We start from the raw sequence: 23,212 nt of genomic DNA on the forward strand, positions 1-23,212 counted from the left end.
AAAAGGCTTGACAAATATAGAATGCCTGTCTATAATGGGAATAATTTCATGAATTGGCTGTGACAAGAACAAGTAGCGGTCTGAAATCCCATACAGAGAGCTGCCGGGTGGTGAGAGGCGCATGGAGAGCAGGACGTGAATACATCTTCGAGCTCCGCACCAAACGGCCCTTTATCCGGCCCAGTAGGCTGCGGCGGATTCCCGCACCCGTTATCGTGCTAGAGTATTGGGATATGATATGTACTCGAAGAGGCAGGCAGTGTGAGCTGCCTGTGAACATTAGGTGGTAACACGGAAAGCGCAGGCTCCGTCCTTTTGAAGGGACGGGGCCTTTTTTGCATCACAGGAAGCTCCTCTGGAGCCTCTTATGATACAAAAAGCCCGACCGGCAAGATGCACATGCCGCGCGAAGGAAGATGTGCTCTATAAAGCAGAGTACGCGCGGCGGTGCGCAAAGCAGGCAAAGCCCTTGGGGATCGAGGGAGTGGGGAGCTGAGGCGGTCTTGCCCGCTTTGTTCTATCCCGCCAGTGTCAGAAAACGTAAGAATCAGGCTCTTGCATGAAAGGAAAAATATGATAAAATAGAAAACGTAAGAAGAGGAGAAATGACAATGCAGATTTACGAAGAGTTAGTTGCCAGAGGCCTCATTGCCCAGGTGACAAATGAAGAAGAGATCAGAAAAATGGTCAACGAAGGAAAAGCCGTCTTCTATATTGGTTTTGACCCAACGGCAGACAGCCTTCATGTAGGCCACTTTATGGCCCTCTGTCTGATGAAACGCCTTCAGATGGCAGGGAATAAGCCCATCGCCCTGATCGGCGGCGGTACCGGTATGGTAGGAGATCCCTCAGGCCGCAGCGATATGCGCAGCATGATGACAACAGAGACCATACAGCACAACTGTGACTGCTTCAAGAAGCAGATGAGCCGCTTTATCGATTTTTCCGACGGAAAAGCATTGATGGTGAACAATGCAGAGTGGCTTATGGGATTAAATTATATCGAGTTTCTGCGTGACGTAGGCCCGCATTTTTCCGTCAACAACATGCTTAGGGCAGAGTGCTACAAGCAGAGGATGGAGAAGGGCTTAAGCTTCTTAGAGTTTAACTACATGATCATGCAGAGCTACGACTTCTATGAGTTATTCCTCCGCTACGGCTGCAACATGCAGTTCGGCGGCAATGACCAGTGGAGCAATATGTTAGGCGGCACAGAGCTGATCCGCAAGAAATTGGGCAAGGACGCTCATGCCATGACTATCACTCTGCTCTTAAATTCCGAGGGCAAGAAGATGGGCAAGACCCAGTCCGGCGCAGTGTGGCTTGACCCGGAGAAGACCTCACCCTTTGACTTCTATCAGTATTGGAGAAATGTGGGAGATGCTGATGTGCTCAAGTGCCTGCGCATGCTCACTTTCCTTCCTCTGGAGCAGATCGACGAGATGGACCAGTGGGAAGGCAGCCAGTTAAACAAGGCAAAAGAGATCCTTGCCTTCGAGCTCACCAAGCTGGTTCACGGCGAGGAGGAGGCCGCAAAGGCTCAGGAGGGCGCAAGAGCGCTGTTTGCAGCAGGCTCCGGTACAGCCAATATGCCCACCTGCAAGCTGGATGATGAGGACTTCACGGAAGGCTCCATCGACATTTTGACCATCCTTCACAAATCCGGCCTGGCAGCTTCCCGCTCTGAGGCCAGAAGAAATGTAGAGCAGGGCGGCGTATCCGTAGACGGAACCCAGGTAAAGGACATCAAAGCCTGCTTCTCAAAGGAGCAGTTTGCAGGAGAAGGCCTTGTGGTAAAGAGGGGAAAGAAGAATTTCATGAAGGTGATCGTGAAATAGAGAGTCTGAAAAACAAGTGCTTTGGGAGTGCCGCAGAGATTGAGAGAGAGGAGGAGAACGTATGAGACGGAATAACATGGTGCGCAGGCTGTGTGTTCTTGCACTGTCTGCAGCAATGGCTGTTTCTGCTGCTTTTCTTTCGGAAGCATCTGCCGTGAAAGAAGAAACGCCGCTGACGCTCCACATGGATGTCAATAATCGCCAGACGGCCATCTATGACGGCTACACATCCTACGTGATGGGCTACCGTGCTTCGGAATATGACACGTTCACCGTTACGAAAGATACAAACAACATCAATCTTGATGAGGTAACCATGAACTACTATCTGATCACCTATAACGGGGAATCACAAAAATATCTGGAGTGTACGGTCCATGGGCTGAAGGAGGGAACACATTATCCCGTTGTAAGGCCTGAGACCGTTGCAAAGGAGACGGAGACAGGGAACTTTTACGAATACCTGGAACGGTGCTATGTTGTTGAGTTCTGCTATGAGAACACGAGAAAATCCCTTTATTTCACCCTTCTGCCTGAGGAGGACATGGCAGCCTACCGGAATATCCTGTTGGGAAAATGGGATAAGGATACCAAGGGCTGGAAATATTTTTACCAGGACGGATATCTGACTTCCTGGGCAAAGATCAACGACTGCTGGTATTACTTTGGCCTGGATGGGTATATGAGGACAGGCTGGCTGGAATATAAGGGCTTCTGGTATTATCTTGATCCCTCCAATGGAGTGATGAGGACTAACTGCACCATTGACGGCTATGAGATAGACGGCAACGGGATCCGAAGATAGGTTAAGAGAATAGAAGAATAGAAAAGAAATGAAAAGAGCTGTACAGGGATCTGCCAAATGGCTGCAGTCCCTGTACAGCTTTTCCGTTGTCTATGTTTGGAGGCACCGCCATATCGCATCAGAATAAGATGCCCAAATGCTCCAGCAATATCTTTACGCCCATGAGCACCAGGATCAGGCCGCCTGCGATCTCCGCTTTGGATTTATATTTGGAACCAAAGGCATTTCCCACCTTTACTCCCGTCATGGACAGGAAAAATGTAACAGTTCCGATAAAAATGACAGCAGGCACGATATCTACCCGGAGAAAGGCAAAGGTGACGCCCACGGCCAGAGCGTCAATGCTGGTGGCAATGGCCAGCAGTGTCATGGTCTTTACATCCAGTGCAGCGCTGGGACATTCCTCCTCGCCCTCCATGCCTTCCTTTATCATATTTCCTCCGATGACAGCCAGCAGGAGGAATGCGACCCAGTGGTCATACTGTTCAATGGCCTGGCTGAAGCCGGTGCCCAGAAAAAAACCGAGAAGGGGCATAGCTGCCTGAAATCCGCCGAAGTAAAGCCCCACGATCAGCGCTCCCTTCCAGTTCATGACCGGCATGGAAAGACCTTTACAGACCGATACCGCAAATGCGTCCATGGAAAGGCCCACAGCAATGATAAACAGCTCTGCAATTGACATAACGAATCCCCCTGATAACTGAATAGTTGTATGCCTGTTATGTAAAATCCGTCTTATTCTAAGATACAGCCAGAAAAATGTCAAGTAAAATTCCCGTATTGTAAAAATATATGCCCTATGATAAACTGAGTAGACGTGAGGAGGAGAATGACAATGAAAAAATCCTATGAAATTGATATGTGCCATGGGCCGCTTTTAGGGAAGATCCTGCTGTTTTCCGTCCCTTTAATGCTGTCCGGCATTTTGCAGCTTCTGTTCAATGCAGCGGATATCATCGTGGTGGGAAGATTTGCAGGGAGCGGTGCCCTGGCGGCAGTGGGCTCCACGTCCTCCCTGATTAACCTTCTGATCAACCTGTTCGTAGGCTTGTCCGTGGGCGTCAATGTGCTGGTAGCCAAATATTACGGCGCAGGAAAGGAAAAGGATATCAGCGAAACCGTACATACAGCAGTGCTTACAAGTATTTTAAGCGGCCTCATCCTGGTGGCCGTGGGCCTGATGGCGGCAAAGCCCCTTCTGCATATGATGGGAACGCCGGATGATGTGCTGGATCAGTCTGTACTTTACATGAGGATATATTTCCTGGGTATGCCGGTGCTAATGATCTATAATTTCGGCGCAGCGATCCTGCGTGCGATCGGAGATACAAGACGTCCTCTTTATTTCCTGTTTGCAGCCGGCATCGTAAATGTGATACTGAACCTGTTCTTTGTGCTGGGCATGGGAATGGGCGTGGACGGCGTTGGCTGGGCAACAGTGCTGTCAGAGCATGTGTCTGCTTTCCTTGTTCTCCGCACCCTTATGAAGACTGAGGGGCCCTTAAGGCTTCATCTGAGACAGCTTAGGATCGTTCCGGGAAAGCTGAAGCGCATTGTGAAGATCGGCCTTCCGGCCGGCATGCAGGGAGCGGTTTTCTCAATCTCCAATGTGGTGATCCAGTCCTCGGTCAATTCCTTTGGCTCCATCGCAATGGCCGGCAATACAGCTTCCTCCAATATTGAGGGCTTCATATATACGGCCATGAATGCGGTGTACCAGACCAATTTGAGCTTTACCAGCCAGAACCTGGGCGGCGGAAAGTATAAAAGGATCGATCAGATCATGTACCAGTGCCTGGGAGTGGTGACTGTGGTCGGCTTAAGCCTGGGGCTGTTGGCTGTGATGGGAAAGAGCGTTCTTTTGGGGATCTATTCCTCTGATCCTGAGGTGCTTTCCTATGGAATGCTGAGGCTTAAGATCATATGCGGCACCTATTTCCTGTGCGGCATTATGGACTGTATGGTGGGAAGCTTGAGAGGGCTGGGATATTCCGTTCTTCCCATGCTGGTATCCCTGACAGGGGCATGCGGCTTTCGGATCCTCTGGGTAGTTACTGTGTTTGCCGCCCGGCATTCACTGACCGTCCTTTACATGTCTTATCCGGTATCATGGTTTATTACGGCAACAGCCCATATGGTCACCTTCCGAAAGGTGCGCCGCCATTTTCCAAAAGAAAATGTAGCAGAAGTATAAAATGTCAGTAAATTTTCAAAAATATATACAATTAAGCAATAAATACTGTATAAAAATGGAAACAATTATAATAAACGAGCCTTGAAGAAAAACAAACAAAAAATTAGACCAAAATGCGAAAAAAGTGTTGACAAAATCCGGCTCGTTTATTATAATAAAGACAACAAAACAAAAGAGAAAAACAAACAAGGAACTGTAGACAATCAGTTCAAAGGGTATAAAATCTAAGCAAAGGAGGTACGGACCGCCAGCAAATTAAATTTTGTTTCATTTATAAGCTGATTATAAATGAAACCAGGAAAACCTTTCATCCAAAAGTGAAAAGTTCCAAAAAAGAAGAGTTACAAACAAACAGATAACCGCATTTTCATTGGCTGTGACAGAAGTATCAGAGAGATAGAAATGATCGGTTTGGTAATATGACGAGAAAGTATTATCAGAACGAAGACGAGATACAAGACAGTATAAAAAGAAAGTAAAGTAAGAAATGGATTAAATGTAAGTGAGTAAGAAATAGGAACAGAGTAGCAGAAGGAAGAGAGGATGACAACTTCATATAGATGTTGGAAAACTTCAGAAAAGAGAGGTAAGTCCAATGGACGAGATAGCAGGAAGACGGATATCGTAATCGAGAACGTGGTTAGTCAAAGATTCGATATCCGTCTTCAATTTGATTTGTTGTGTTGGCCTTAAGGCGGATAGGAATTATGTTGCTAAAGCAGCCGCCGCAGGCAGAGAAGTTCGCAAGCGGACTTCTTTTTTTGTGCTGTTTTTAGTGGAAGGATGGAGGGAGGGCATGCTATAATGGAGACAGAAATCAAAAACGGAGGTAGATAACATGAAAACGATTGGCCTGATCGGAGGCATGAGCTGGGAGAGTACGGTGACCTATTATCAGATCATCAATGAGACCATCAAACAGAAGCTGGGAGGGCTTCATTCCGGAAAGATACTGTTGTACAGTGTGGATTTTGCGGAGATAGAAAAGTACCAGGCAGACGGTGAGTGGGACAAAAGCGCAGAAGTGCTTGGCGCGGCTGCTGTGAACCTGCAGAATGCAGGAGCTGATTTTATTGTGATCTGCACCAACACCATGCATAAGGTCGCACCGCAGATCCAGGAGAAGATCCATATCCCGGTCCTTCACATCGCAGATGCCACAGCAGATGCCTTGCTGGGGGCTGACGTGAAGACCGTGGCCCTTCTTGGGACAAAGTATACCATGACCCAGGATTTTTATAAGGACAGGCTGACCGCAAAGGGGATCTCTGTCCTGATCCCGGACAAGGAAGAGGTTGAGATCGTGAATCACGTGATCTACGATGAATTGTGCTGCGGTATCATTTCCCCGGATTCAAGAAATGAATACAAGCGGATCATCGGGCAGCTGAAGGAAAGAGGAGCAGAGGGCGTGATCTTAGGCTGTACAGAGATCGGGCTGCTGATCCGTCAGGAGGATTCGCCGCTTCCTGTATTTGATACGACAGTGATCCACGGAACGAGGGCAGCATTGGCATCCCTTAAATGATCCTGGTAGAAGGCCGGAGGCATGGATGATGCCTTACAGCCGGTGCTGCCGGACAATGATCGTGTCATTCCAGGCCCTCCAGGTTAAAGGGAGGCGTATACTCCTCCTTGGCACTGCTCTTCTCCTGCATAAAGCCCTGGGTCAGTCCCAGGGAGATGGCGGCGTCCACCACCTGATTGTATTCATAGGTGGTGATGCGCCGGTTCAGCTCAGGGTATTGGCTGCTGTGAAAGCAGGGCGTGTATTGGCTTAGGAGGCTTAAGAGGTACTGGCCCTCTGGAAAATGCTCCTTTATCCAGTGAAGGAGCCTTATGGAGTCATCCTTGTGGCTCGGAAGGACCAGATGGCGGATGATAACGCCCTTTTTCATGAGCCGGTATGGAGAGCCGCTGTCCGGTGCCACTGTCTCAAACACAGGAGCGCCGGTCTGCCCGATCATCTGAGAGATGGCGGCAGCTGCTGTCTCAAAGTAATCGCCTGCCCTGGAATACCGGAGGGCCAGTTGGTTATCAAAGTACTTGAAATCAGGAAGCCAGATGTCCACATAGTCCTTTAAGGCCATGACGGTGGAAACACGCTCATAGCCGCCGCAGTTATAGACAATGGGAATGGTGAGTCTGTGGCGCACCTGATCCAGAGCAGGAAGGATGGAGGGAAGATAGTGGGTGGCCGTCACCAGATTGATGTTGTGGGCACCCTGGGCTTCTAAGCGCAGAAAGATATCTGCCAGCTGACCGGAAGAAATTTCCTTTCCGTGTCCTTCCTCGCTCAGCTCAAAGTTCTGGCAGAAGGCACAGCGAAGGGTACAGCCGGAGAAAAAGACAGTGCCGCTGCCTCCGGGCTCATATTCGGGGCCGCTCAGGACGGGCTCCTCCCAGAAATGGAGAGCGGCCCTGGCTGCCTTCAGGACAGGACCGCAGCCGCAAAAGCCAGTGGCCTTGTAGCGGTCTGCGCTGCAGCCTCTGGGACAGAGGGAGCAGGCATGGTAGCTGTCTGTGGAAATGGTATGGTTCATAATATCGTACTCCTATGGATCGCAGCCATTATTTCCGCGAAGCAATGAGCCAAATAGCCGTGCTTGCACAGATGTTCGGCTGTGTATGGCATTGTGCGGGCTGCTTTTGGTAAGAGGGAGGACAGGTGCTCAGGCTTTCTGGCGCCAGCCTTGCGTGTCAGCTGTGTTTTGGCACTTCTGGCAGCCGGTGCTGTTCCCTGTATTCCTTTGGTGCTGTTCCGTATTCCTTTTTAAATGCCCGAAAAAAGCTGGTATAGTCCTTAAAGCCGTATTGCTGATACACATGGCTGATAGGCTGGTCGGAGAGAATGGCATTTTTGCTGGCGTGAAGCCGTTTTTTCAATATATATTGGTGAAGCGGGATGCCCATATTGTCCTTAAAGGTGTGGGCAATGTGGTATTTGCTTACATAGAAAAAGGAAGCAAGGCTGTCAAGGCTTAAGTCCTCCTCCAGATGCTCGTTGATGTAATTGCAGATATTGAGGTAGAGGACATTTTCATATACCATGGGTTTCTGATGGAGGGCGTCATAGAGCAGGCGGTTCACGTATACCATGAAGGAGGCTGCCATGAGCTCCGCAGTCTGGCGGCAGAAGGCGCGGCTGCTGCCCATTTCCTCCAAAAGCTCCATGAGCTTACCCTGGAGGGCCTGGGTGGCAATGGAGTCTGTGTGGAAGCGGTAGACCTGATTGCTGCCGGCATAGTCAAAGCTGTAGGTCAGCGCCTCGTCTAAGGACCGCAGTTTCCGGTAATAATCCTTGCCGAACCAGAATACGAAGCGGCGGTAGGCCTTTTCGTGGGAGAGAAATACCGGATAGTGGAAGGTGCCGGGAGGAATGATGAGGCAGTCTCCGTATTCCAGATGGTAGATCTTGTCATGGATGTGGTAGTCCACATCTCCTTCCAGGAAAAAATAGAGCTCATAGTAATCGTGGTCATGGGAGGCCACGGATTCCAGCGTGGTGTCGCTGTAGTAGAATAATTCAAAATCAACGGGCTTCATATACTGCCGCGTATTAAAATCGGAGGAAAGACGTTTTTTCACCGGAAATCTCCCTTCCGGGGCATATCTGCCCCTCACATTATCCCCATCTTAGCATGCAGAAGCAATTTTTGCAATGTATACAGCATTTGAGATCCCGCATGGCTGAATAGTTACCATTTTGCGCCGCTGCCGTTTTGTGAATATGTCTAGAAAATCCTATTATTTTTGTGAACAATCACCATTGTAAATCAGAGATAGAAGTGGTAGTCTGTATACAGATAGAAAAAGTTGTATACAAACTAGAAAGTTTGAATACAAACAAAAAAGAGAAGGAGGAATTGGAAAATGGATATTCGTTATTCTGCAAATCAAAGGGACGTAAAACGGTATACCACAGAGGAATTAAGAGATGAGTTTCTGATCCAGAACCTGTATGTGGCAAATGAGGTAGTGGCTGTGTACTCCCATGTAGACCGTATGGTAACTCTGGGATGTATGCCTACCACAGAGGTGGTGTCCATTGACAAGGGCATTGACTGCTGGAAGAACTTCGGCACCCACTATTTCCTGGAGCGCAGAGAGATCGGTATTTTCAATATTGGCGGAGCAGGCACCATCAAAGCTGACGGTGAAGAGTTTAAGATGGGCTACAAGGACTGCCTCTACATCACAAAGGGCACAAAGGAAGTATTATTTGCAAGCGAGGATCCGGAGAAGCCGGCAAAGTTTTATATGGTAAGCGCACCGGCCCACACCTCCTACACCACCACCTTTATCCCCATCGATAAGGCTGCTAAGAGGCCCTGCGGCGCAGCAGAGACTGCCAATAAGCGCACCATCAACCAGTTCATCCATCCGGATGTGTTAAAGACCTGCCAGCTGTCCATGGGCATGACCTACTTAGAGCCGGGCAGCGTATGGAACACCATGCCGTCCCACACACATGAGCGCCGCATGGAGGTGTACATGTACTTTGAGGTTCCTGGGGATAATGTGGTATTCCACATGATGGGCGAGCCCACAGAGACAAGGCACATTGTAATGAAGAATGAGGAGGCTGTGATCAGCCCATCCTGGAGTATCCACAGCGGAGTGGGCACCTCCAACTATACCTTTATCTGGGCTATGGGCGGAGAGAACATGGAGTTTGACGACATGGACACCATGATGCCAAATGAGATGAAATAATGGTTCCCAAATAAGAAAAATGAGCTATAATAAAGAAATGGAGGATAAAGAAATGGCAGACTATTTACAGAACTTTTCATTGGAGGGCAAGGTTGCCCTGATCACAGGCGCTTCCTACGGCATCGGCTTTGCGATCGCAAAGGCCATGGCAGGAGCCGGCGCAACCATCGTTTTCAATGACATCAAGCAGGAGCTGGTGGACAAGGGAGTAGCAGCATACAAGGAAGAGGGCATTGAGGCTCACGGCTATGTATGCGATGTTACCAACGAGGACGCTGTGAACGAGCTGGTTGCTAAGATCGAGAAGGAAGTCGGCGTGATCGACATCCTGGTAAACAATGCCGGCATCATCAAGAGGATCCCAATGTGCGACATGACAGCTGCTGAGTTCAGACAGGTGATCGATGTGGACTTAAACGCACCATTCATCGTATCAAAGGCAGTGATCCCCAGCATGATCAAGAAGGGCCATGGCAAGATCATCAATATCTGCTCCATGATGAGTGAGCTGGGCCGTGAGACCGTATCTGCTTATGCAGCAGCAAAGGGCGGCCTTAAGATGCTGACAAAGAACATTGCTTCTGAGTACGGCGAGTACAACATCCAGTGCAACGGCATTGGACCTGGCTATATTGCAACTCCACAGACAGCACCTCTGCGTGAGATCCAGCCAGACGGCTCCCGTCATCCATTTGACCAGTTTATCGTGAGCAAGACTCCTGCAGGCCGTTGGGGTGAGGCAGAGGACTTAGGCGGACCAGCCGTATTCCTGGCTTCCGATGCTTCCAACTTTGTAAATGGACTGGTACTCTACGTAGACGGCGGTATCCTTGCTTATATCGGAAAGCAGCCTAAGTAATACCAATTATTTACCTGGTTTCACTTATCCGGCGGCTGCCTTGGCCGCCGGATCCTGCTTTTCATCCGCTGTTATCAGCTTCAAACGGGGGTCATAGGATGGAAGAGACAAATTTTAAAAACCGCGGCGAGCTTGTATTTGAAACCTTGAAAAGGGAGATTTTGGATCTGAAGCTGGAGCCAGGAAAATTGATCAGCGAGAATGACATCTGTGAGCGTTTTGGAGTGTCCAGGACGCCGGTGAGAGATGCGTTAAGGCTTCTGCAGGAGCAGGGCTTTGTGGAGACCATTCCCTACAGGGGAACCTATGTGACGCTCTTGAGTCTTGACAATATTAAGCAGATGATCTACATGAGGGTGGCGGTGGAGACCATGGTCCTGCGGGATTTTCTCCAGGTTCAGACACCTATGGTGATCGAGGATATCCGTCACGCCATTGCCCAGCAGAGGGCAGTCATTAAGGAACCCGGCTTTGTGCCGGAGCAGTTCTACCGCCTGGATGCGAAGATGCATTCCATCTGGTTTACAGCAGTAAGGCGGCAGAAGCTGTGGGATATGCTTCAGGCCCAGCAGCTCCATTATACCAGGTTCCGTATGCTGGACTTCATCACGGAGACAGATTTCATGCGCATCATCAGCGAGCACGAAAGGCTCTTTGGACTGATCGAGGAGAAAAATGAAAAAGAGCTGGAGGCAGTCCTGAAGGACCACCTTTACTACAGCATGAAGCGTATGCGCCACTCCATTGAGGTGGATTATAAGGATTATTTTGAGGAAGAACCGGAAGAGGGGCGGTTTGTCATTTGACAGGCTGCCCGCTTCCGGGCTTTTTTGTTTCATCGAGGTATTTCCTCTCGTCCGGATTTTCCTCCAGATATTCCTCCAGCTCCTCCTGGGAGAGGCCCAAGCGGACCTCCTCAAAAAATGCGGCTTCTCCCATGGATACAAAGTCTGAGATCCGCTTTACCACGTCCTCATCTTCCAGAAGCTCCTTTATCTTGTCATCTGTTAAATGTACCATATTTCGTGCCTTCCTTTCATAAAAATATACACTCAATTACCTATAGTATATTCGCAATTGCGGAGATATTCAATATGTGAAATTGGAAAAAAAAGGCAGGTTTCAAAATGCAAAACTCAAGCGGAAGCCTTTTCAAATCCGGAGAACTATTATAAAATAAAGGTATGAGGAGTGTCGGGAGGAAATATATGGGAAGAACGTGGATGTCAATGCCGCTGGAACGGAAGGTGAAAAGCATTTCCACTTGGGCGGCAGTGATCGTAATTTTGTCCATTGCTGCCAATGTGATGGTGGCTGGCTACGGCATGAAGAGCTTCAGTTCCATTTTAAAAAGTAATTCCCAGAGCCTTGCCTTTTGGTCTGCAATGGATGAGGAGAGTCTTGCCTTCCGGTGCTATGTGGAGGATGAGACGGAGGAGAATTACCGGAGGCTTCAGAACGCCTGTCTGGGCTCTAAGCGCCGTTTGAAGGAGCTTCCCTTTGATTATCAGAAGACCGGGGCAAACCGGTATGCAAGGACCTGGTCTCTTCGCAATATGTATGAGAATTATGAGCGTGAACGGGATGGCTTTCTGGAAATGAAAGAGGGGGAAGCAGGATATTTGGACCAGCTCTATCTGGTGTACCGGATACAGGGCTATCTGAATACCAGGGCAGGACAGCTGGAGCAGATGACGGTAGAAATGGGAAATAGTGCCTACGAAAGCCACAAGTACTGGCTGGTAGTGGTTCCCAGTCTGACGATCCTGCTGGGAGCGGTTTCCCTGCTGTTCATGAAAGGCTTAAGATGCTCGGTGGGCCGCTACATTGTCCAGCCTGTGCTGGATCTGGCAGAGGATTCCAGGCGCATTGCAGAGAATGATTTTTCAGGACCGGATACCTGCGCCCGGGGAGAGGATGAGATCGCCCAGCTGGTACGTGCATTTTGTACGATGAAGGCTTCCACCAGGGGATATATTGAGGCCTTGAAGAAGACTCATGCCATGGAGCAGAAGCTGAATGAGGTGCGCCTCCAGATGCTAAAGAACCAGATCAATCCCCATTTTCTTTTCAACACTTTAAATATGATCGCCAGCACGGCGCAGATCGAGGATGCCGCTTCCACGGAAAAGATGATCACAGCCCTGAGCCGTCTGTTCCGCTACAACCTGAAATCTTCGGATTCTGTTATGCCCCTTGACAGGGAACTGAATATTGTCCAGGACTATATGTATCTGCAGAAGATGCGGTTTGGAGCACGCATCCGTTATTCCATTGATTGTGCCCCGGATACTCTGGAGGTCCTGGTGCCTTCCTTTGCCCTCCAGCCTCTTGTGGAAAATGCGATCAAGCACGGCCTTTCCTCCAAGAGCCGGGGAGGGAGGATCCATATCCGCTCCAGGATGGAGGGGACGAAGCTTAAGCTGTGGGTCTCCGATACGGGCACTGGTATCAGTGAGGAGCGCCTAAGAGAGATCGGGAAGGCCTTAGAGAGAGAGGACGATAAGAAGACCGGGATCGGGATCAGCAATATCTACCGGAGGATACACGGGATGTATCAGGATGGGGAAATGCTCCTCTACAGCCGGGAGGGCTGCGGTACGTCAGTGGTGCTGTCATTTACGGCAGGGGAGCGGGTTGAATGAAGCATATGTAACTACTCAGCGCAGGTCTTTGCATTTACTGCAAAGACCGTAAGAACGAGCTGCGGACGAGAAAAATCCGGCTCCTTCGCCGCAGGCGGACTTAAAATGAGCCGGATTCCGTAACTACACAGCCATAGGCTGAGTAGTTACAAGCGTATAGAGGAGGGAATGGGTTTGTATCGTGTGTTGCTTGCAGATGATGAGCAGATCGAGAGAATGGCTCTTGCAAGAAGGCTGAAAAAGCAGTTTGGAGATATGCTTGTGATCAGTGAGGCCATCAATGGGGCGGAGGCCCTGGAGGTATTCAAGCGGGAAAAGAGCCAGATCATCATAATGGATATCGCCATGCCGGAAATGAACGGGGTAGAGGCGGCAGAGCATATCAGGAAAATGGATGAGGACTGCATTATCGTGTTTCTCACTGCCTATGACGAGTTCAGCTATGCAAAGCGGGCGATCGTCATCCGTGCTCTGGACTACCTGTTAAAGCCCTGTGAGCAGGAGGAATTGGTGGCTGTCATGGAGGAGGCCATGCGGCTGACAGACAGGAGGATGAGGGAAAGGGAGTGGGAGGAGGAGAGCCGGACAGCCCTAAGGGAGCAACGGAGTGAGGCCTCCTGGCAGCCTGTGGAAGACGGGGACCTGGAAGAAGCAGGAGGGGGACGCATGAACCAGGTGGCGGAGGCCATACGGGAGTACATCCGCAGCAATTATATGAAGGAGATCTCCATGCAGGATGCAGCCAAAATGATGAATTATTCTGATGCCTATTTCTGCAAGCTGTTCAAGCAGTGCTTTGACCAGAATTTTACCACCTACCTTACCAGATTCCGGATCAATGAGGCAAAGCGTCTGTTGCAGGATAAAAATATCAGTGTGAAGGATGTAAGCCTGCAGGTAGGCTACAATGATTCCAACTATTTTGCAAAGGTGTTTAAACGCCTAACAGGAATGATCCCCTCGGAGTACAGGGATAGGAATAATGCATAAAAAATAAAGATGATTTTTGTACATTTCCACAAATGACACAAAGAATTTACAAAAGATGTCAAAATCTTCTTCCCCAATGACAAAGTTTTACGGTACAAAATAAGAGCACCGGGCTATATAATGAAGAAAGTGTTAAGAGGACGCTAAAATTCCTGAACACAGGCTTGATTTTATGGCTGCCGGTGCTTTTTTTGACGTGAAAGAGGGCAGAATGCAGGAACAAAGGCATGGGAGAGGCTGTTTTCGTCCAGAATAGTGTAAGGGATTTTAAATAAAAGCGGTTATAAGGGAAAGGAAGGAAAAACGTGAGGAAAATGATGAAGAAACTGGCTGCCTGTATCCTGGCAGCTGCCGTGACAGCGGGACTGGCTGGCTGCGGCTCTGTGACCTCAGGGAGAAGGATCATCCGCATCTCCCATGCCCAGTCGGAGACCCACCCGGAGCATCTGGGCCTTCTGGCATTTAAGGAGTATGTAGAGGAGCGTCTGGGGGACAAGTACGAGGTGCAGATCTTCCCCAATGAGATCCTGGGCTCCGCCCAAAAGGCCATTGAGCTGACACAGACAGGGGCCATTGATTTCGTGGTGGCAGGTACGGCAAACCTGGAGACCTTTGCAGGGGTGTATGAGATATTCAGCATGCCATACCTGTTTGACTCCGAGGATGTGTACAAGTCTGTGATGCAGGATACGGACTATATGGAGAGGGTTTATGAGTCCACAGATGAGGCAGGCTTCCGCGTTGTGACCTGGTACAATGCAGGTACCAGAAATTTCTATGGCAAAAAGCCGATCAACACACCGGATGACTTAAAGGGCATGAAGATCCGTGTACAGCAGAGCCCTGCCAGCGTTGCCATGGTAAATGCCTTTGGCGCAGCGGCAGCTCCCATGGGCTTTGGCGAGGTGTACACAGCCATCCAGCAGGGCGTGATCGACGGTGCTGAGAACAATGAGCTGGCCCTCACCAACAATAAGCACGGCGAGGTGGCCAAGTATTACTCCTACAACAAGCACCAGATGGTGCCGGATATGCTGGTTGCCAACCTGAAATTCTTAAACAACTTAAGCCCTGAGGAATATCAGATCTTCAAGGAGGCGGCAGCCCTCTCCACAGAGGTGGAGCTTGAAGAGTGGGATAAGAGCATTGAGGAGGCAAAGAACATTGCCATGGGTGATATGGGCGTGGAATTCATCGATGTGGATGTAGATGCATTTAAGGAAAAGGTGCTTCCTCTTCATGAGAAGATGCAGCAGGACAATCCGAAGATCGTAGAGCTTTACAGCCATATCCAGGAAGCCAATGAAAAGGCGAAGGGAGGACAGTAATATGGAAGCAATGCATAAAGTGAGAGCAGCCATCATGAAAGTGCTGGGGATCGTGATCATCTTCCTGTTTGCCTTTATGACGGTGATCGGAACCTATCAGATCGTGACCCGGTATTTCTTTAACAGGCCCAGTACGGTGTCTGAGGAGCTTCTGACCTACTCCTTTACATGGATGGCCCTTCTGGCCTCTGCCTATGTGTTCGGCAAGCGGGATCACATGCGTATGGGCTTTCTGGCAGATAAATTTACAGGGCCCGGAAGGAAATATCTGGAAATCGTTATCGATCTTCTGACCTTTGGACTGGCAGCCGTTGTGATGGTGTACGGCGGTATTTCCATCACAAAGCTTACCATGATACAGACAACAGCATCCTTAAGAGTACCTATGGGATATATCTATGTGATCGTTCCTGTGACAGGCGTGATCATCATGGTATTCAGCATTATGAATGCTCTGGATATGCTGCACCATGATTTTGATGAGAAAGGAGAGGCAAAAGTATGAATATAGCAGTAGCATGCGGACTGATCATATTGGTCCTTCTGGTGGTAATGTTGCTGGCCGGTGTGCCCATTGCCGTTGCGCTGGCAGTGTCCTCCATCTGTGCGATCCTTCCTGTGCTTGATACGGGAGCAGCCGTGCTTACGGGAGCACAGAGGATATTTTCCGGTATTTCCGTGTTCAGCCTTTTGGCGATCCCCTTCTTTATCTTAGCCGGAAACATCATGAATAAGGGCGGTATCGCTATCCGCCTGATCAATTTTGCAAAGCTCTTTACAGGAAGCATTCCGGGAGCTCTTGCCCACACCAACGCAGTTGCAAACATGCTGTTCGGTGCCATCTCCGGCTCCGGCACAGCGGCAGCCTCCGCCATGGGCTCCATCATCGGCCCCATCGAGGAGGAGGAGGGCTATGACAGGGATTTCTCCGCGGCAGCCAACATTGCCACAGCGCCCACAGGCCTTCTGATCCCGCCCAGCAACGTTATGATCACCTACTCTCTGGTGAGCGGCGGAACCTCTGTTGCAGCCCTGTTCATGGCAGGTTACATCCCCGGTATCCTCTGGGGCCTGGCTTGTATGGCGGTTATCTACTATTTTGCAATGAAAAGGGGATACAGGAGCACAAAGAAATTCTCCATGAGCGAGAAGGTGAAGGTGTTCTTCCAGGCAATCCCCTGTCTGCTCATGATCGTGATCGTAATCGGCGGTATCATTACCGGTATTTTTACAGCCACAGAGGGAAGCGTGGTGGCTGTGGTTTACAGCCTTGTGCTGTCTCTGGTATTTTATAAATCCATCAAGGTTTCCGAGCTTCCCAAGATCTTCTTGGACAGCGCTGAGATGACAGGCATCATTATTTTCCTGATCGGCGTTTCCAGTATCATGAGCTGGGTCATGGCATTTACAGGCATCCCTACAGCCGTATCCCAGGCAATGCTGTCCATCAGTGACAACAGGTATGTGATCCTCTTTATCATCAACATCCTGCTCCTGATCATTGGTACATTTATGGATATGACGCCTGCCTGCCTGATCTTTACACCGATCTTCCTCCCGATCTGTCAGGCGCTGGGAATGCATACAGTACATTTTGGAATCATGATGATCTTCAATCTCTGTATTGGAACCATTACCCCTCCTGTGGGCACCACCTTGTTTGTGGGTGTTAAGGTAGGTAAGACAAAGATTGAAAATGTGATAAGGCCTCTTCTTTTCTACTTTGCAGCGATCTTCTTTGTGCTGCTTCTGGTATCCTATGTTCCGATCCTGTCCATGTGGCTGCCGGGACTTCTGGGATATGTATAGGTATTGCCTTAGAGAAAGGTATTTTGGCGCAGACAGTAAGAAAATCCTACTGTCTGTGCCATTTTTTGACTTTTTGTATATTGAAGTCACAGCGGGTTTTTGGTATAGTACAAAGGTGTGTCCCGGTGTATGATGACAGACAGGGACAAAAGGAAGGGATAAGGAAATGGCAGAGATATTGGTAAAGGCCGCATCCTTTGTGGCGATCATCATTTTAGGGTATGTTCTCAGGCGGAAGGGACTTTTTAAGCAGGAGGATTTTCATGTATTGTCGAAAATCGTTTTGAAGATCACTCTTCCTGCGGCGATCGTTTCTAATTTTTCAGGCATTGACTTAAAGCCTTCCATGCTGCTTTTGTCAGCTCTGGGGCTGGGAGGCGGTGTGCTGCTGATCACAAGCTCTCTGGTGATGAACGCCGGAAAGAGCCGCAATGAGCGTGCCTTTGGCGTGATCAATTTATCGGGCTATAATATAGGCAACTTTACCATGCCCTTTGCCCAGGGCTTTTTAGGGCCAATGGGAGTGGTGGCCACCAGCCTTTTTGATGCAGGCAATGCATTTGTCTGTCTGGGAGGAAGCTACAGCATTGCTTCTATGATAAAAGGCGGAGATAAGAAGTTTTCCATCATGCCGATCCTGCGGACATTGGTGAAGTCAGTACCCTTTGATGCGTATGTTGTTATGACAGTTCTGTCACTGCTTCATCTGTCAATGCCTTCACCCATTGTGTCCTTTGCAGGGATCATTGCCAATGCCAATGCATTTCTGGCAATGTTCATGATCGGTGTGGGCTTCAAGCTGTCAGGTGATATGAGCCAGACAGGAAAGATCGCAAAGATCCTTCTGGTGCGCTATGGAATATCCATTGCCCTGGCGGCGGCCTTTTTCTTCCTGCTTCCCCTCGATTTGGGCTACAGGCAGGCTCTGGCGATCTTAAGCTTCAGCCCCATTGCCTCCGCGGCCCCGGCATTTACCGCTGACCTAAAGGAGGACTTCGGCCTTGCCAGCGCCATTAATTCCATCAGCATTGTCATCAGCATTGTACTGATCACAGTTACGCTCATACTTATTTTATAAGTTGAAAAATTTTCGAAAAGGCTGTATATTTTCCGGGGAAGTGTTCATAATGTTAGTATCAACAAATGATAAAAATTAATACTTATCCTCCCCTTTTTGCCGGTCCCGGTGCAATGGCGCACTGGGGCCGGTTTTTTGTTGCATGGGAAACTCCTCTGGAGTCTCCTATGCAACAAAAAGCCCGGCCGGCAGGATGCACACACTATTTATTATCTCCAGGGCCAGTTATCATGATGATCGCGTCTGTCTCTGCAGTCATCACACTGCCTGTGGCGGTGATCATGTCCGTCCTGGTCGCGGTGGCCGCGGTCATGGCCGCAGAAGGGGCAGTCACGCCTGGGCCAGTCCCGGAAAAATTCTTCGAATCGATCAGGCATAAGGTTTCCTCCTTTTTTATTTCATGTACTCTCGGAATCCAAAAATCATCCCACAAAATCAGACACAGAGAAATTCTGAGAATACATTTTAATATATGCAGGAGGGGGACAAGATGTGTAAAAGGGGGAAAGCAGGGCTGAAGGGCTTAAGGCGTGCCCTCCGCCTGCTGGTGATACTCATAGTAGCGGTCTCTGTACTGTTTTGGCGTGTAGCCGCAGTCGGCCTTCATGAGCTCGGTGAAATGGCTCTGGGTACCGAGGGAAAGGAGGCTGCATATTTCGGATATGGGGAAGCTGGAGTATTTCAGCATATTTTTGGCTGCAGTCAGCTTTTGGGAACGGATGTACTGGGTGATGGAGCAGCCCATGGTCTTTTTGAAAAGAGTGGAGAGATAGTTGGGGTGAAGACCGGTGTGCTCTGCCAGGATAGGGACTGTGATCTTTTCGTGAAGGTGGTAGTAGATGTAATCTGCACACTGCTGTACTGGCTTGGAATCAATGCGTTCACGCCTTACAGCTCTCATCCTGTGGATGTAGTCAGTGATCATTTCCATATAGAGCTCATTTAGCTCCGGAATGGAAGGGCACACATCGGCCTTCTGGATATAGAGGTCGCTTAAGCTGTAGGCAGTCTGGTAGTCCATGCCGCCGTGGATGCAGGCCCTGGCTGTCTGGGCAGTTTCTACCACAAAGTGATATTTGATGTTGCGCAGGGGATGCAGGGACAGGGTGCCGTTATGGCAGCCTGTGAACTTCTCATAGCCCAGAGAAATGGCGGAGGAGTCCCCCTGGCTTACCAGGTGGTATAGGTGGTATTCATCATCGTAGGTGTGGTGGACGAACTGACTTTCCCTCTGAATATAGGCCAGATAGGTTAAATCTCTTTGACGTACGCTCTTCATGGAACTTTGCCTCCTTCCTTCTGTGATCCTGTTGATAGGATTATATAATAAATATGATATTTTTACAATAAATTTGATAGAAGCGAAGAGGGCATTGCAGTATGATATGTAACAGGGAATATGCGGCAGGGAAAAGGACGAGAGCGTCCATCAGGAGGCAGGCCATAGGAGAATGGAGGGAAAAGGATATGGATGTGCTGATAATCGGAGCAGAATACAAGATAGGTTTGGTGGAAAACTATTTAAAGCAGGGGGCGGAGGTCTGTGCGGTCTGTTTTGAGCCGGATGTCAGGCTGGACAGATTAAGTTGTCAGTTTGAAAACCTGATGCTGCTGTGCATTTCAAAGAGGCAGAGCCATCTGACAGACGCGCTGCAGTATCTGACAAGTACGGTCCGGCTTCCCTGCGGGATAGATGACTTTTCCACTGTGATCTATGTGAAATGAGAGATAAGGAGGCTTACGATATGAAGAGAGCGGGATGTGGAAGGACGGCAGTAATGGTATTGGGGATTGTGATACTGGGACTTGGGATCAGTCTATTTAAACTGTCAGCCCTGGGAAATGATCCCTCCAGCGCGATGGTGATGGCGATCGGGGAAAGGATCCACATTGCCTTTGCGCCGACTCTGCTGGCGGCCAACTGCCTGTGGTTTGCTGCGGAGTGGAAATGGGGACGTCATTACATCGGTCTGGGGACTCTTGTAAACTGGTTTGGAGTGGGCTACATAAGTACTTTTTTTACAGGGATCTTAAACCGCCTTGTGGATGCGCCCCAGGGAATGGACCAAAAGCTGGCGGTGATGGCAGCAGGGCTTCTGGTACTGAGCCTGGCAGCCTCCATGTACCAGACAGCGGATCTGGGGATCGCGCCTTATGACAGTCTGGCTCTTATGCTGAGAGATCATTTCCCGGTAAAATACTTCTGGTGCAGAATATGTACGGACTGCATATGCGTCATTGTCTGCCTGGCCTTTGGAGGCCTGGCTGGGTTCGGAACCCTTGTGTGCTCCCTGGGCCTGGGACCGTTTATCCACTTTTTTAATATCCACGTGTCAGAAAAGCTGATAAGCTGTCTGGATGGAAGAGCCGTATCCGGATCAGCAGAACAGTAATATCCAGATACGGCATACGTCAAAAACGGATTATTCCCCTCCGGGGCCATCGCGTCTGGGCCTGGAGGATTCAGGAAGGGGTTCTGCAGGTGTGTCTGCCGCCTTTGCGGGACGGTCCGTGTCATTGGAGACATCACGGTTTAATGCTGTATTCTCTGTGTTGGCTGTTGTATCCATTGTCTCACCTCCTTGGGAAAATGAAGCCGCTTTTGCAAAAGAAAGGCGGCTTTTTTTAGTATGTGTAGATATCGTCGGGTTTATCCACAATAATGTGGAAAAATATGTGGATAAAATGTTAGTATCTGAAAATAAAAAACAGAGAAACAATGGTGTGAGATATTAAAAAAGCCCGCGCAGATACGCGGGCAAAAAAATAATGGAGACAACAGGACTCGAACCTGCGACCTCCTGCACGTCAAGCAAATGCTCTCCCAGCTGAGCTATGTCTCCATTAAAACTATTATATCATGTTTTATATCGGGGAAGCAACCGGAAAATTGGAAAATCGGGGAAAAACCGGAAGAAATTACTTTAGGGGGGTGCCCGGCTTGGCCTGCGTTGTGATGGGAGACCTTACCGGGCCGCGTCATTTCTGACATGTCTAAACTATACCATGGAGTTGGTTTAAGGTCAACGGAAGTCAGAGAAATGTAATGAAATGTAATAATTCTTACAAAAAACGAAGGAGAAACCGGATACAGACAGAAAATAAGGCAGCCCGAAACCGGGCTGCCGCAGGCTGCGGGCAAATACATTAATACACATGATGCCCGCAGTGTCAGGAAGGATGGCTTACTGCGCCTTGTTTACAAAGGACTCGCAGTCAGTACATTCCTTTTTGGTGGGATTCATCTCGTGAGTACCGATCTGGATGGTGTCAAGGGTGCAGTAATCTACCGTCCCTGCATGGTGGACACAGTTCTTGATGGAACATTGGATGCTGTCGTTTTTTGCGCTGAATTTCATGTTGAACCTCCTTTTGATTTGTTTGATTCCTCCTTAGTATCTGCAAAAGGCTGCAAAAAATACGAAATAATATTGTAATATGAAAAATGTTTGAAAAATCCGAGGTTTTGTTATATACTATAGGACATGACTATAAATACAAAAAGGATGGTTATGTTATGGCACTGTTAGAGACATGGAGAAATCTGGCCTATGGCGATGGCCTGGACGATAAAAAAAGAGAAGAACTGTGGTCTGGCTATTTCCAGATCGAGAAGGGCATCTATGAGCAGATCCTTTCCAATCCTTCTGAGGTGGTGACCGGCACCGTTAAGGGCCTGGCAGAGAAGTACAACACAGAGATCCTGATCATGACAGGCTTCCTGGATGGCATCAACGAGAGCTTAAAGGGCTACGAGAACCCGATTGATACCATGGAAGAGGATACCGAGGTTAAGATCGAGATCGACCCGGAAAAGCTGTATTACAATATGGTCGAGGCAAAGGCTACCTGGCTGTATGAGCTTCCGCAGTGGGACAGCATTCTGACACCTGAGAAGCGCAAGGAGCTGTACAAGACTCAGAAGGCTTCCGGTACGGTCCGCAAGGGCAAGAAGATTTTCCCAAATGATCCGTGTCCATGTGGAAGCGGCAAAAAGTATAAAAAGTGCTGCGGAAAGAACGCTTAAGACCCGCGCACAGGTTTGAGCGGCCTGCCCGGAGAAGAACCCCGGACAGGCTTTTTTCGCTGCCAGGGGCCGGAACAGTGAAGCGGATCCCGGCCTTCTGAATGTAAAATGGAGCCGGGAATGACAGGGAGGACCCTGGATGTAAGGAGGAGGCAGATGGACGCATATACAAGCTTTGCCCGGGTATACGACACCTTCATGGACAATATTCCCTATGAGGAATGGGCTTCCTATGTAAAGGAACTTCTAAAAGGATATGGGATAAATGACGGCCTTGTGCTGGATCTGGGCTGCGGCACAGGAAGCCTTACAGAGCTTTTGGCAAAGGCGGGCTATGACATGATCGGGGTGGACAGCTCTGAGGATATGCTGGAGATCGCTATGGAGAAGCAGAGAAGCTCAGGACTGGACATCCTCTACCTTCTTCAGGATATGCGGGAGTTTGAGCTCTACGGCACGGTGCGGGCTGTGGTGGGCATCTGCGATTCCCTGAACTATATCCTGGAATATGAAGAGCTGGTCCAGGTCTTCCGGCTTGTGAACAATTACCTGGATCCCGGCGGAGTGTTTATTTTTGATATGAATACGGAATATAAATACCGTGAGATATTGGGAGAAAACACCTTTGCGGAGGACAGGGAAGACAGCAGCTTTATCTGGGACAATTTTTATGATGAGGACGAGAGGATCAATGAATATGACCTGACCCTTTTTATAAGGGAAGGGGAGCTGTACCGCAAGTTTCAGGAGACCCATTACCAGAGGGCTTACAGCCTTAAGGAGGTTGAGAGGGCTGCGGCGGAGGCGGGGATGGAATTTCTGGCCGCCTATGATGCATTTACCCGTGATCCGATGAAGGAGCACAGCGAACGGATGTATGTGATCCTCAGGGAAAAGGGAAAAGAAGGACAGGAGTGAGAAAA

The 23,212-nt window shown here is 49.2% G+C and carries 26 protein-coding genes, 1 tRNA gene and 1 other annotated feature; of the genes, 18 read left to right on the plus strand and 9 right to left on the minus strand.

Going from position 1 to position 23,212, the window contains the following annotated elements; genetic code table 11:
• Positions 1-50: 50 nt before the first annotated feature.
• Positions 51-318: a binding site (T-box leader), on the plus strand.
• Positions 319-367: 49 nt separating this feature from the next.
• The 3 genes from LIZ87_RS22310 to LIZ87_RS00275 all read left to right on the plus strand — a co-directional run bounded on the left by LIZ87_RS22310 (position 368) and on the right by LIZ87_RS00275 (position 2,643).
• Positions 368-496 (plus strand): hypothetical protein, encoded by a 129-nt coding sequence (locus LIZ87_RS22310; RefSeq protein WP_264467831.1) that lies wholly within the window; start codon positions 368-370, stop codon positions 494-496.
• A gap of 115 nt (positions 497-611) precedes the next feature.
• Positions 612-1,838 carry a tyrosine--tRNA ligase gene (tyrS, locus tag LIZ87_RS00270; protein ID WP_178313178.1) on the plus strand — a complete coding sequence of 409 codons (1,227 nt, stop codon included), beginning with the start codon at positions 612-614 and terminating at the stop codon, positions 1,836-1,838.
• A gap of 61 nt (positions 1,839-1,899) precedes the next feature.
• A complete protein-coding gene (locus LIZ87_RS00275) occupies positions 1,900-2,643 on the plus strand; it encodes a hypothetical protein (protein WP_178313179.1) in 744 nt (247 codons plus the stop codon).
• A 118-nt stretch (positions 2,644-2,761) separates the two neighbouring features.
• Here LIZ87_RS00275 and LIZ87_RS00280 read toward each other — a convergent pair whose 3' ends face one another.
• Positions 2,762-3,325, minus strand: coding sequence for a manganese efflux pump MntP (locus tag LIZ87_RS00280; protein ID WP_178313180.1), 564 nt, complete (start codon positions 3,323-3,325; stop codon positions 2,762-2,764).
• Positions 3,326-3,478: 153 nt separating this feature from the next.
• On the opposite strand from LIZ87_RS00280, the gene LIZ87_RS00285 reads away from it, so the two are divergent.
• Positions 3,479-4,837 (plus strand): MATE family efflux transporter, encoded by a 1,359-nt coding sequence (locus LIZ87_RS00285; RefSeq protein WP_227144710.1) that lies wholly within the window; start codon positions 3,479-3,481, stop codon positions 4,835-4,837.
• 838 nt (positions 4,838-5,675) lie between these two features.
• Complete coding sequence (locus LIZ87_RS00290; RefSeq protein WP_178313279.1) at positions 5,676-6,365, plus strand: aspartate/glutamate racemase family protein; 690 nt, start codon at positions 5,676-5,678, stop codon at positions 6,363-6,365.
• Between the two features lie 64 nt (positions 6,366-6,429).
• Here LIZ87_RS00290 and LIZ87_RS00295 read toward each other — a convergent pair whose 3' ends face one another.
• On the minus strand, positions 6,430-7,380 hold the full coding sequence (locus LIZ87_RS00295) for a radical SAM protein (protein WP_227144712.1): 951 nt from the start codon (positions 7,378-7,380) through the stop codon (positions 6,430-6,432).
• A gap of 157 nt (positions 7,381-7,537) precedes the next feature.
• On the minus strand, positions 7,538-8,425 hold the full coding sequence (locus LIZ87_RS00300; RefSeq protein ID WP_227144714.1) for a helix-turn-helix transcriptional regulator: 888 nt from the start codon (positions 8,423-8,425) through the stop codon (positions 7,538-7,540).
• A 285-nt stretch (positions 8,426-8,710) separates the two neighbouring features.
• On the opposite strand from LIZ87_RS00300, the gene kduI reads away from it, so the two are divergent.
• From kduI to LIZ87_RS00315, 3 genes are all read left to right on the plus strand, one after another.
• A complete protein-coding gene (gene kduI, locus LIZ87_RS00305; protein ID WP_178314502.1) occupies positions 8,711-9,553 on the plus strand; it encodes a 5-dehydro-4-deoxy-D-glucuronate isomerase in 843 nt (280 codons plus the stop codon).
• Positions 9,554-9,605: 52 nt separating this feature from the next.
• Positions 9,606-10,412: a gluconate 5-dehydrogenase gene (locus tag LIZ87_RS00310; RefSeq protein ID WP_319638561.1), complete on the plus strand. Its 807-nt coding sequence runs from the start codon at positions 9,606-9,608 to the stop codon at positions 10,410-10,412.
• Between the two features lie 98 nt (positions 10,413-10,510).
• Positions 10,511-11,218, plus strand: a complete 708-nt coding sequence (locus LIZ87_RS00315; protein ID WP_178314217.1) for a GntR family transcriptional regulator — start codon at positions 10,511-10,513, stop codon at positions 11,216-11,218.
• Here LIZ87_RS00315 and LIZ87_RS00320 read toward each other — a convergent pair.
• Positions 11,211-11,432, minus strand: a complete 222-nt coding sequence (locus LIZ87_RS00320; protein ID WP_178314215.1) for a hypothetical protein — start codon at positions 11,430-11,432, stop codon at positions 11,211-11,213. The two genes, LIZ87_RS00315 and LIZ87_RS00320, sit on opposite strands and share 8 nt — an antisense overlap.
• Positions 11,433-11,620: 188 nt before the next feature.
• Here LIZ87_RS00320 and LIZ87_RS00325 point away from each other — a divergent pair, with 188 nt between their 5' ends.
• The 6 genes from LIZ87_RS00325 to LIZ87_RS00350 all read left to right on the plus strand — a co-directional run bounded on the left by LIZ87_RS00325 (position 11,621) and on the right by LIZ87_RS00350 (position 18,262).
• Positions 11,621-13,057: a sensor histidine kinase gene (locus LIZ87_RS00325; protein ID WP_227144716.1), complete on the plus strand. Its 1,437-nt coding sequence runs from the start codon at positions 11,621-11,623 to the stop codon at positions 13,055-13,057.
• Between the two features lie 174 nt (positions 13,058-13,231).
• On the plus strand, positions 13,232-14,047 hold the full coding sequence (locus LIZ87_RS00330; protein WP_178314210.1) for a response regulator transcription factor: 816 nt from the start codon (positions 13,232-13,234) through the stop codon (positions 14,045-14,047).
• A 314-nt stretch (positions 14,048-14,361) separates the two neighbouring features.
• Positions 14,362-15,375 (plus strand): TRAP transporter substrate-binding protein, encoded by a 1,014-nt coding sequence (locus tag LIZ87_RS00335; RefSeq protein WP_227144912.1) that lies wholly within the window; start codon positions 14,362-14,364, stop codon positions 15,373-15,375.
• Position 15,376: 1 nt separating this feature from the next.
• Positions 15,377-15,880 (plus strand): TRAP transporter small permease, encoded by a 504-nt coding sequence (locus LIZ87_RS00340; protein WP_227144718.1) that lies wholly within the window; start codon positions 15,377-15,379, stop codon positions 15,878-15,880.
• Entirely contained in the window at positions 15,877-17,184 is a 1,308-nt protein-coding gene (locus LIZ87_RS00345) for a TRAP transporter large permease (RefSeq protein ID WP_178316476.1), read from the plus strand. The genes LIZ87_RS00340 and LIZ87_RS00345 overlap by 4 nt, the downstream gene beginning before the upstream one ends.
• A gap of 166 nt (positions 17,185-17,350) precedes the next feature.
• On the plus strand, positions 17,351-18,262 hold the full coding sequence (locus tag LIZ87_RS00350; protein ID WP_178316475.1) for an AEC family transporter: 912 nt from the start codon (positions 17,351-17,353) through the stop codon (positions 18,260-18,262).
• Positions 18,263-18,471: 209 nt separating this feature from the next.
• Here LIZ87_RS00350 and LIZ87_RS00355 read toward each other — a convergent pair whose 3' ends face one another.
• Both LIZ87_RS00355 and LIZ87_RS00360 read right to left on the minus strand, forming a co-directional pair.
• Complete coding sequence (locus LIZ87_RS00355; protein ID WP_178316474.1) at positions 18,472-18,639, minus strand: hypothetical protein; 168 nt, start codon at positions 18,637-18,639, stop codon at positions 18,472-18,474.
• Positions 18,640-18,785: 146 nt separating this feature from the next.
• Entirely contained in the window at positions 18,786-19,541 is a 756-nt protein-coding gene (locus LIZ87_RS00360; RefSeq protein ID WP_178316473.1) for an AraC family transcriptional regulator, read from the minus strand.
• A 101-nt stretch (positions 19,542-19,642) separates the two neighbouring features.
• Between LIZ87_RS00360 and LIZ87_RS00365 the strand changes: the two genes are divergently transcribed.
• Together LIZ87_RS00365 and LIZ87_RS00370 are read left to right on the plus strand one after the other, a co-directional pair.
• On the plus strand, positions 19,643-19,987 hold the full coding sequence (locus LIZ87_RS00365) for a hypothetical protein (RefSeq protein WP_178316472.1): 345 nt from the start codon (positions 19,643-19,645) through the stop codon (positions 19,985-19,987).
• A 20-nt stretch (positions 19,988-20,007) separates the two neighbouring features.
• Positions 20,008-20,655: a YczE/YyaS/YitT family protein gene (locus LIZ87_RS00370; RefSeq protein WP_178316471.1), complete on the plus strand. Its 648-nt coding sequence runs from the start codon at positions 20,008-20,010 to the stop codon at positions 20,653-20,655.
• A 30-nt stretch (positions 20,656-20,685) separates the two neighbouring features.
• On the opposite strand, the gene LIZ87_RS00375 is transcribed toward LIZ87_RS00370, so the two are convergent.
• The 3 genes from LIZ87_RS00375 to LIZ87_RS00385 form a co-directional block, all read right to left on the minus strand.
• A complete protein-coding gene (locus LIZ87_RS00375; RefSeq protein WP_178316470.1) occupies positions 20,686-20,832 on the minus strand; it encodes a hypothetical protein in 147 nt (48 codons plus the stop codon).
• Positions 20,833-21,032: 200 nt separating this feature from the next.
• Positions 21,033-21,105: transfer RNA gene (locus LIZ87_RS00380), tRNA-Val, on the minus strand.
• Between the two features lie 342 nt (positions 21,106-21,447).
• Positions 21,448-21,621, minus strand: a complete 174-nt coding sequence (locus LIZ87_RS00385) for a DUF1540 domain-containing protein (RefSeq protein ID WP_227144720.1) — start codon at positions 21,619-21,621, stop codon at positions 21,448-21,450.
• A 158-nt stretch (positions 21,622-21,779) separates the two neighbouring features.
• Between LIZ87_RS00385 and LIZ87_RS00390 the strand changes: the two genes are divergently transcribed.
• Positions 21,780-22,289, plus strand: coding sequence for an SEC-C metal-binding domain-containing protein (locus LIZ87_RS00390; protein WP_178316735.1), 510 nt, complete (start codon positions 21,780-21,782; stop codon positions 22,287-22,289).
• Positions 22,290-22,445: 156 nt separating this feature from the next.
• Positions 22,446-23,207: a class I SAM-dependent DNA methyltransferase gene (locus tag LIZ87_RS00395; RefSeq protein ID WP_178316734.1), complete on the plus strand. Its 762-nt coding sequence runs from the start codon at positions 22,446-22,448 to the stop codon at positions 23,205-23,207.
• Positions 23,208-23,212 lie beyond the last annotated feature (5 nt).

It is taken from the genome of Lacrimispora sp. 210928-DFI.3.58, from assembly GCF_020554865.1.
GTDB lineage: Bacteria > Bacillota > Clostridia > Lachnospirales > Lachnospiraceae > Enterocloster.

What these genes read in the sequence shown, in the direction of transcription:
- LIZ87_RS22310 (WP_264467831.1), top strand. Translation starts at nt 368, where the DNA reads ATGATACAAAAAGCCCGACCGGCAAGATGCACATGCCGCGCGAAGGAA.
- tyrS (WP_178313178.1), top strand. Translation starts at nt 612, where the DNA reads ATGCAGATTTACGAAGAGTTAGTTGCCAGAGGCCTCATTGCCCAGGTG.
- LIZ87_RS00275 (WP_178313179.1), top strand. Translation starts at nt 1,900, where the DNA reads ATGAGACGGAATAACATGGTGCGCAGGCTGTGTGTTCTTGCACTGTCT.
- LIZ87_RS00280 (WP_178313180.1), bottom strand. Translation starts at nt 3,325, where the DNA reads ATGTCAATTGCAGAGCTGTTTATCATTGCTGTGGGCCTTTCCATGGAC.
- LIZ87_RS00285 (WP_227144710.1), top strand. Translation starts at nt 3,479, where the DNA reads ATGAAAAAATCCTATGAAATTGATATGTGCCATGGGCCGCTTTTAGGG.
- LIZ87_RS00290 (WP_178313279.1), top strand. Translation starts at nt 5,676, where the DNA reads ATGAAAACGATTGGCCTGATCGGAGGCATGAGCTGGGAGAGTACGGTG.
- LIZ87_RS00295 (WP_227144712.1), bottom strand. Translation starts at nt 7,380, where the DNA reads ATGAACCATACCATTTCCACAGACAGCTACCATGCCTGCTCCCTCTGT.
- kduI (WP_178314502.1), top strand. Translation starts at nt 8,711, where the DNA reads ATGGATATTCGTTATTCTGCAAATCAAAGGGACGTAAAACGGTATACC.
- LIZ87_RS00310 (WP_319638561.1), top strand. Translation starts at nt 9,606, where the DNA reads ATGGCAGACTATTTACAGAACTTTTCATTGGAGGGCAAGGTTGCCCTG.
- LIZ87_RS00315 (WP_178314217.1), top strand. Translation starts at nt 10,511, where the DNA reads ATGGAAGAGACAAATTTTAAAAACCGCGGCGAGCTTGTATTTGAAACC.
- LIZ87_RS00320 (WP_178314215.1), bottom strand. Translation starts at nt 11,432, where the DNA reads ATGGTACATTTAACAGATGACAAGATAAAGGAGCTTCTGGAAGATGAG.
- LIZ87_RS00325 (WP_227144716.1), top strand. Translation starts at nt 11,621, where the DNA reads ATGGGAAGAACGTGGATGTCAATGCCGCTGGAACGGAAGGTGAAAAGC.
- LIZ87_RS00335 (WP_227144912.1), top strand. Translation starts at nt 14,362, where the DNA reads ATGATGAAGAAACTGGCTGCCTGTATCCTGGCAGCTGCCGTGACAGCG.
- LIZ87_RS00340 (WP_227144718.1), top strand. Translation starts at nt 15,377, where the DNA reads ATGGAAGCAATGCATAAAGTGAGAGCAGCCATCATGAAAGTGCTGGGG.
- LIZ87_RS00345 (WP_178316476.1), top strand. Translation starts at nt 15,877, where the DNA reads ATGAATATAGCAGTAGCATGCGGACTGATCATATTGGTCCTTCTGGTG.
- LIZ87_RS00350 (WP_178316475.1), top strand. Translation starts at nt 17,351, where the DNA reads ATGGCAGAGATATTGGTAAAGGCCGCATCCTTTGTGGCGATCATCATT.
- LIZ87_RS00355 (WP_178316474.1), bottom strand. Translation starts at nt 18,639, where the DNA reads ATGCCTGATCGATTCGAAGAATTTTTCCGGGACTGGCCCAGGCGTGAC.
- LIZ87_RS00360 (WP_178316473.1), bottom strand. Translation starts at nt 19,541, where the DNA reads ATGAAGAGCGTACGTCAAAGAGATTTAACCTATCTGGCCTATATTCAG.
- LIZ87_RS00365 (WP_178316472.1), top strand. Translation starts at nt 19,643, where the DNA reads ATGATATGTAACAGGGAATATGCGGCAGGGAAAAGGACGAGAGCGTCC.
- LIZ87_RS00370 (WP_178316471.1), top strand. Translation starts at nt 20,008, where the DNA reads ATGAAGAGAGCGGGATGTGGAAGGACGGCAGTAATGGTATTGGGGATT.
- LIZ87_RS00375 (WP_178316470.1), bottom strand. Translation starts at nt 20,832, where the DNA reads ATGGATACAACAGCCAACACAGAGAATACAGCATTAAACCGTGATGTC.
- LIZ87_RS00385 (WP_227144720.1), bottom strand. Translation starts at nt 21,621, where the DNA reads ATGAAATTCAGCGCAAAAAACGACAGCATCCAATGTTCCATCAAGAAC.
- LIZ87_RS00390 (WP_178316735.1), top strand. Translation starts at nt 21,780, where the DNA reads ATGGCACTGTTAGAGACATGGAGAAATCTGGCCTATGGCGATGGCCTG.
- LIZ87_RS00395 (WP_178316734.1), top strand. Translation starts at nt 22,446, where the DNA reads ATGGACGCATATACAAGCTTTGCCCGGGTATACGACACCTTCATGGAC.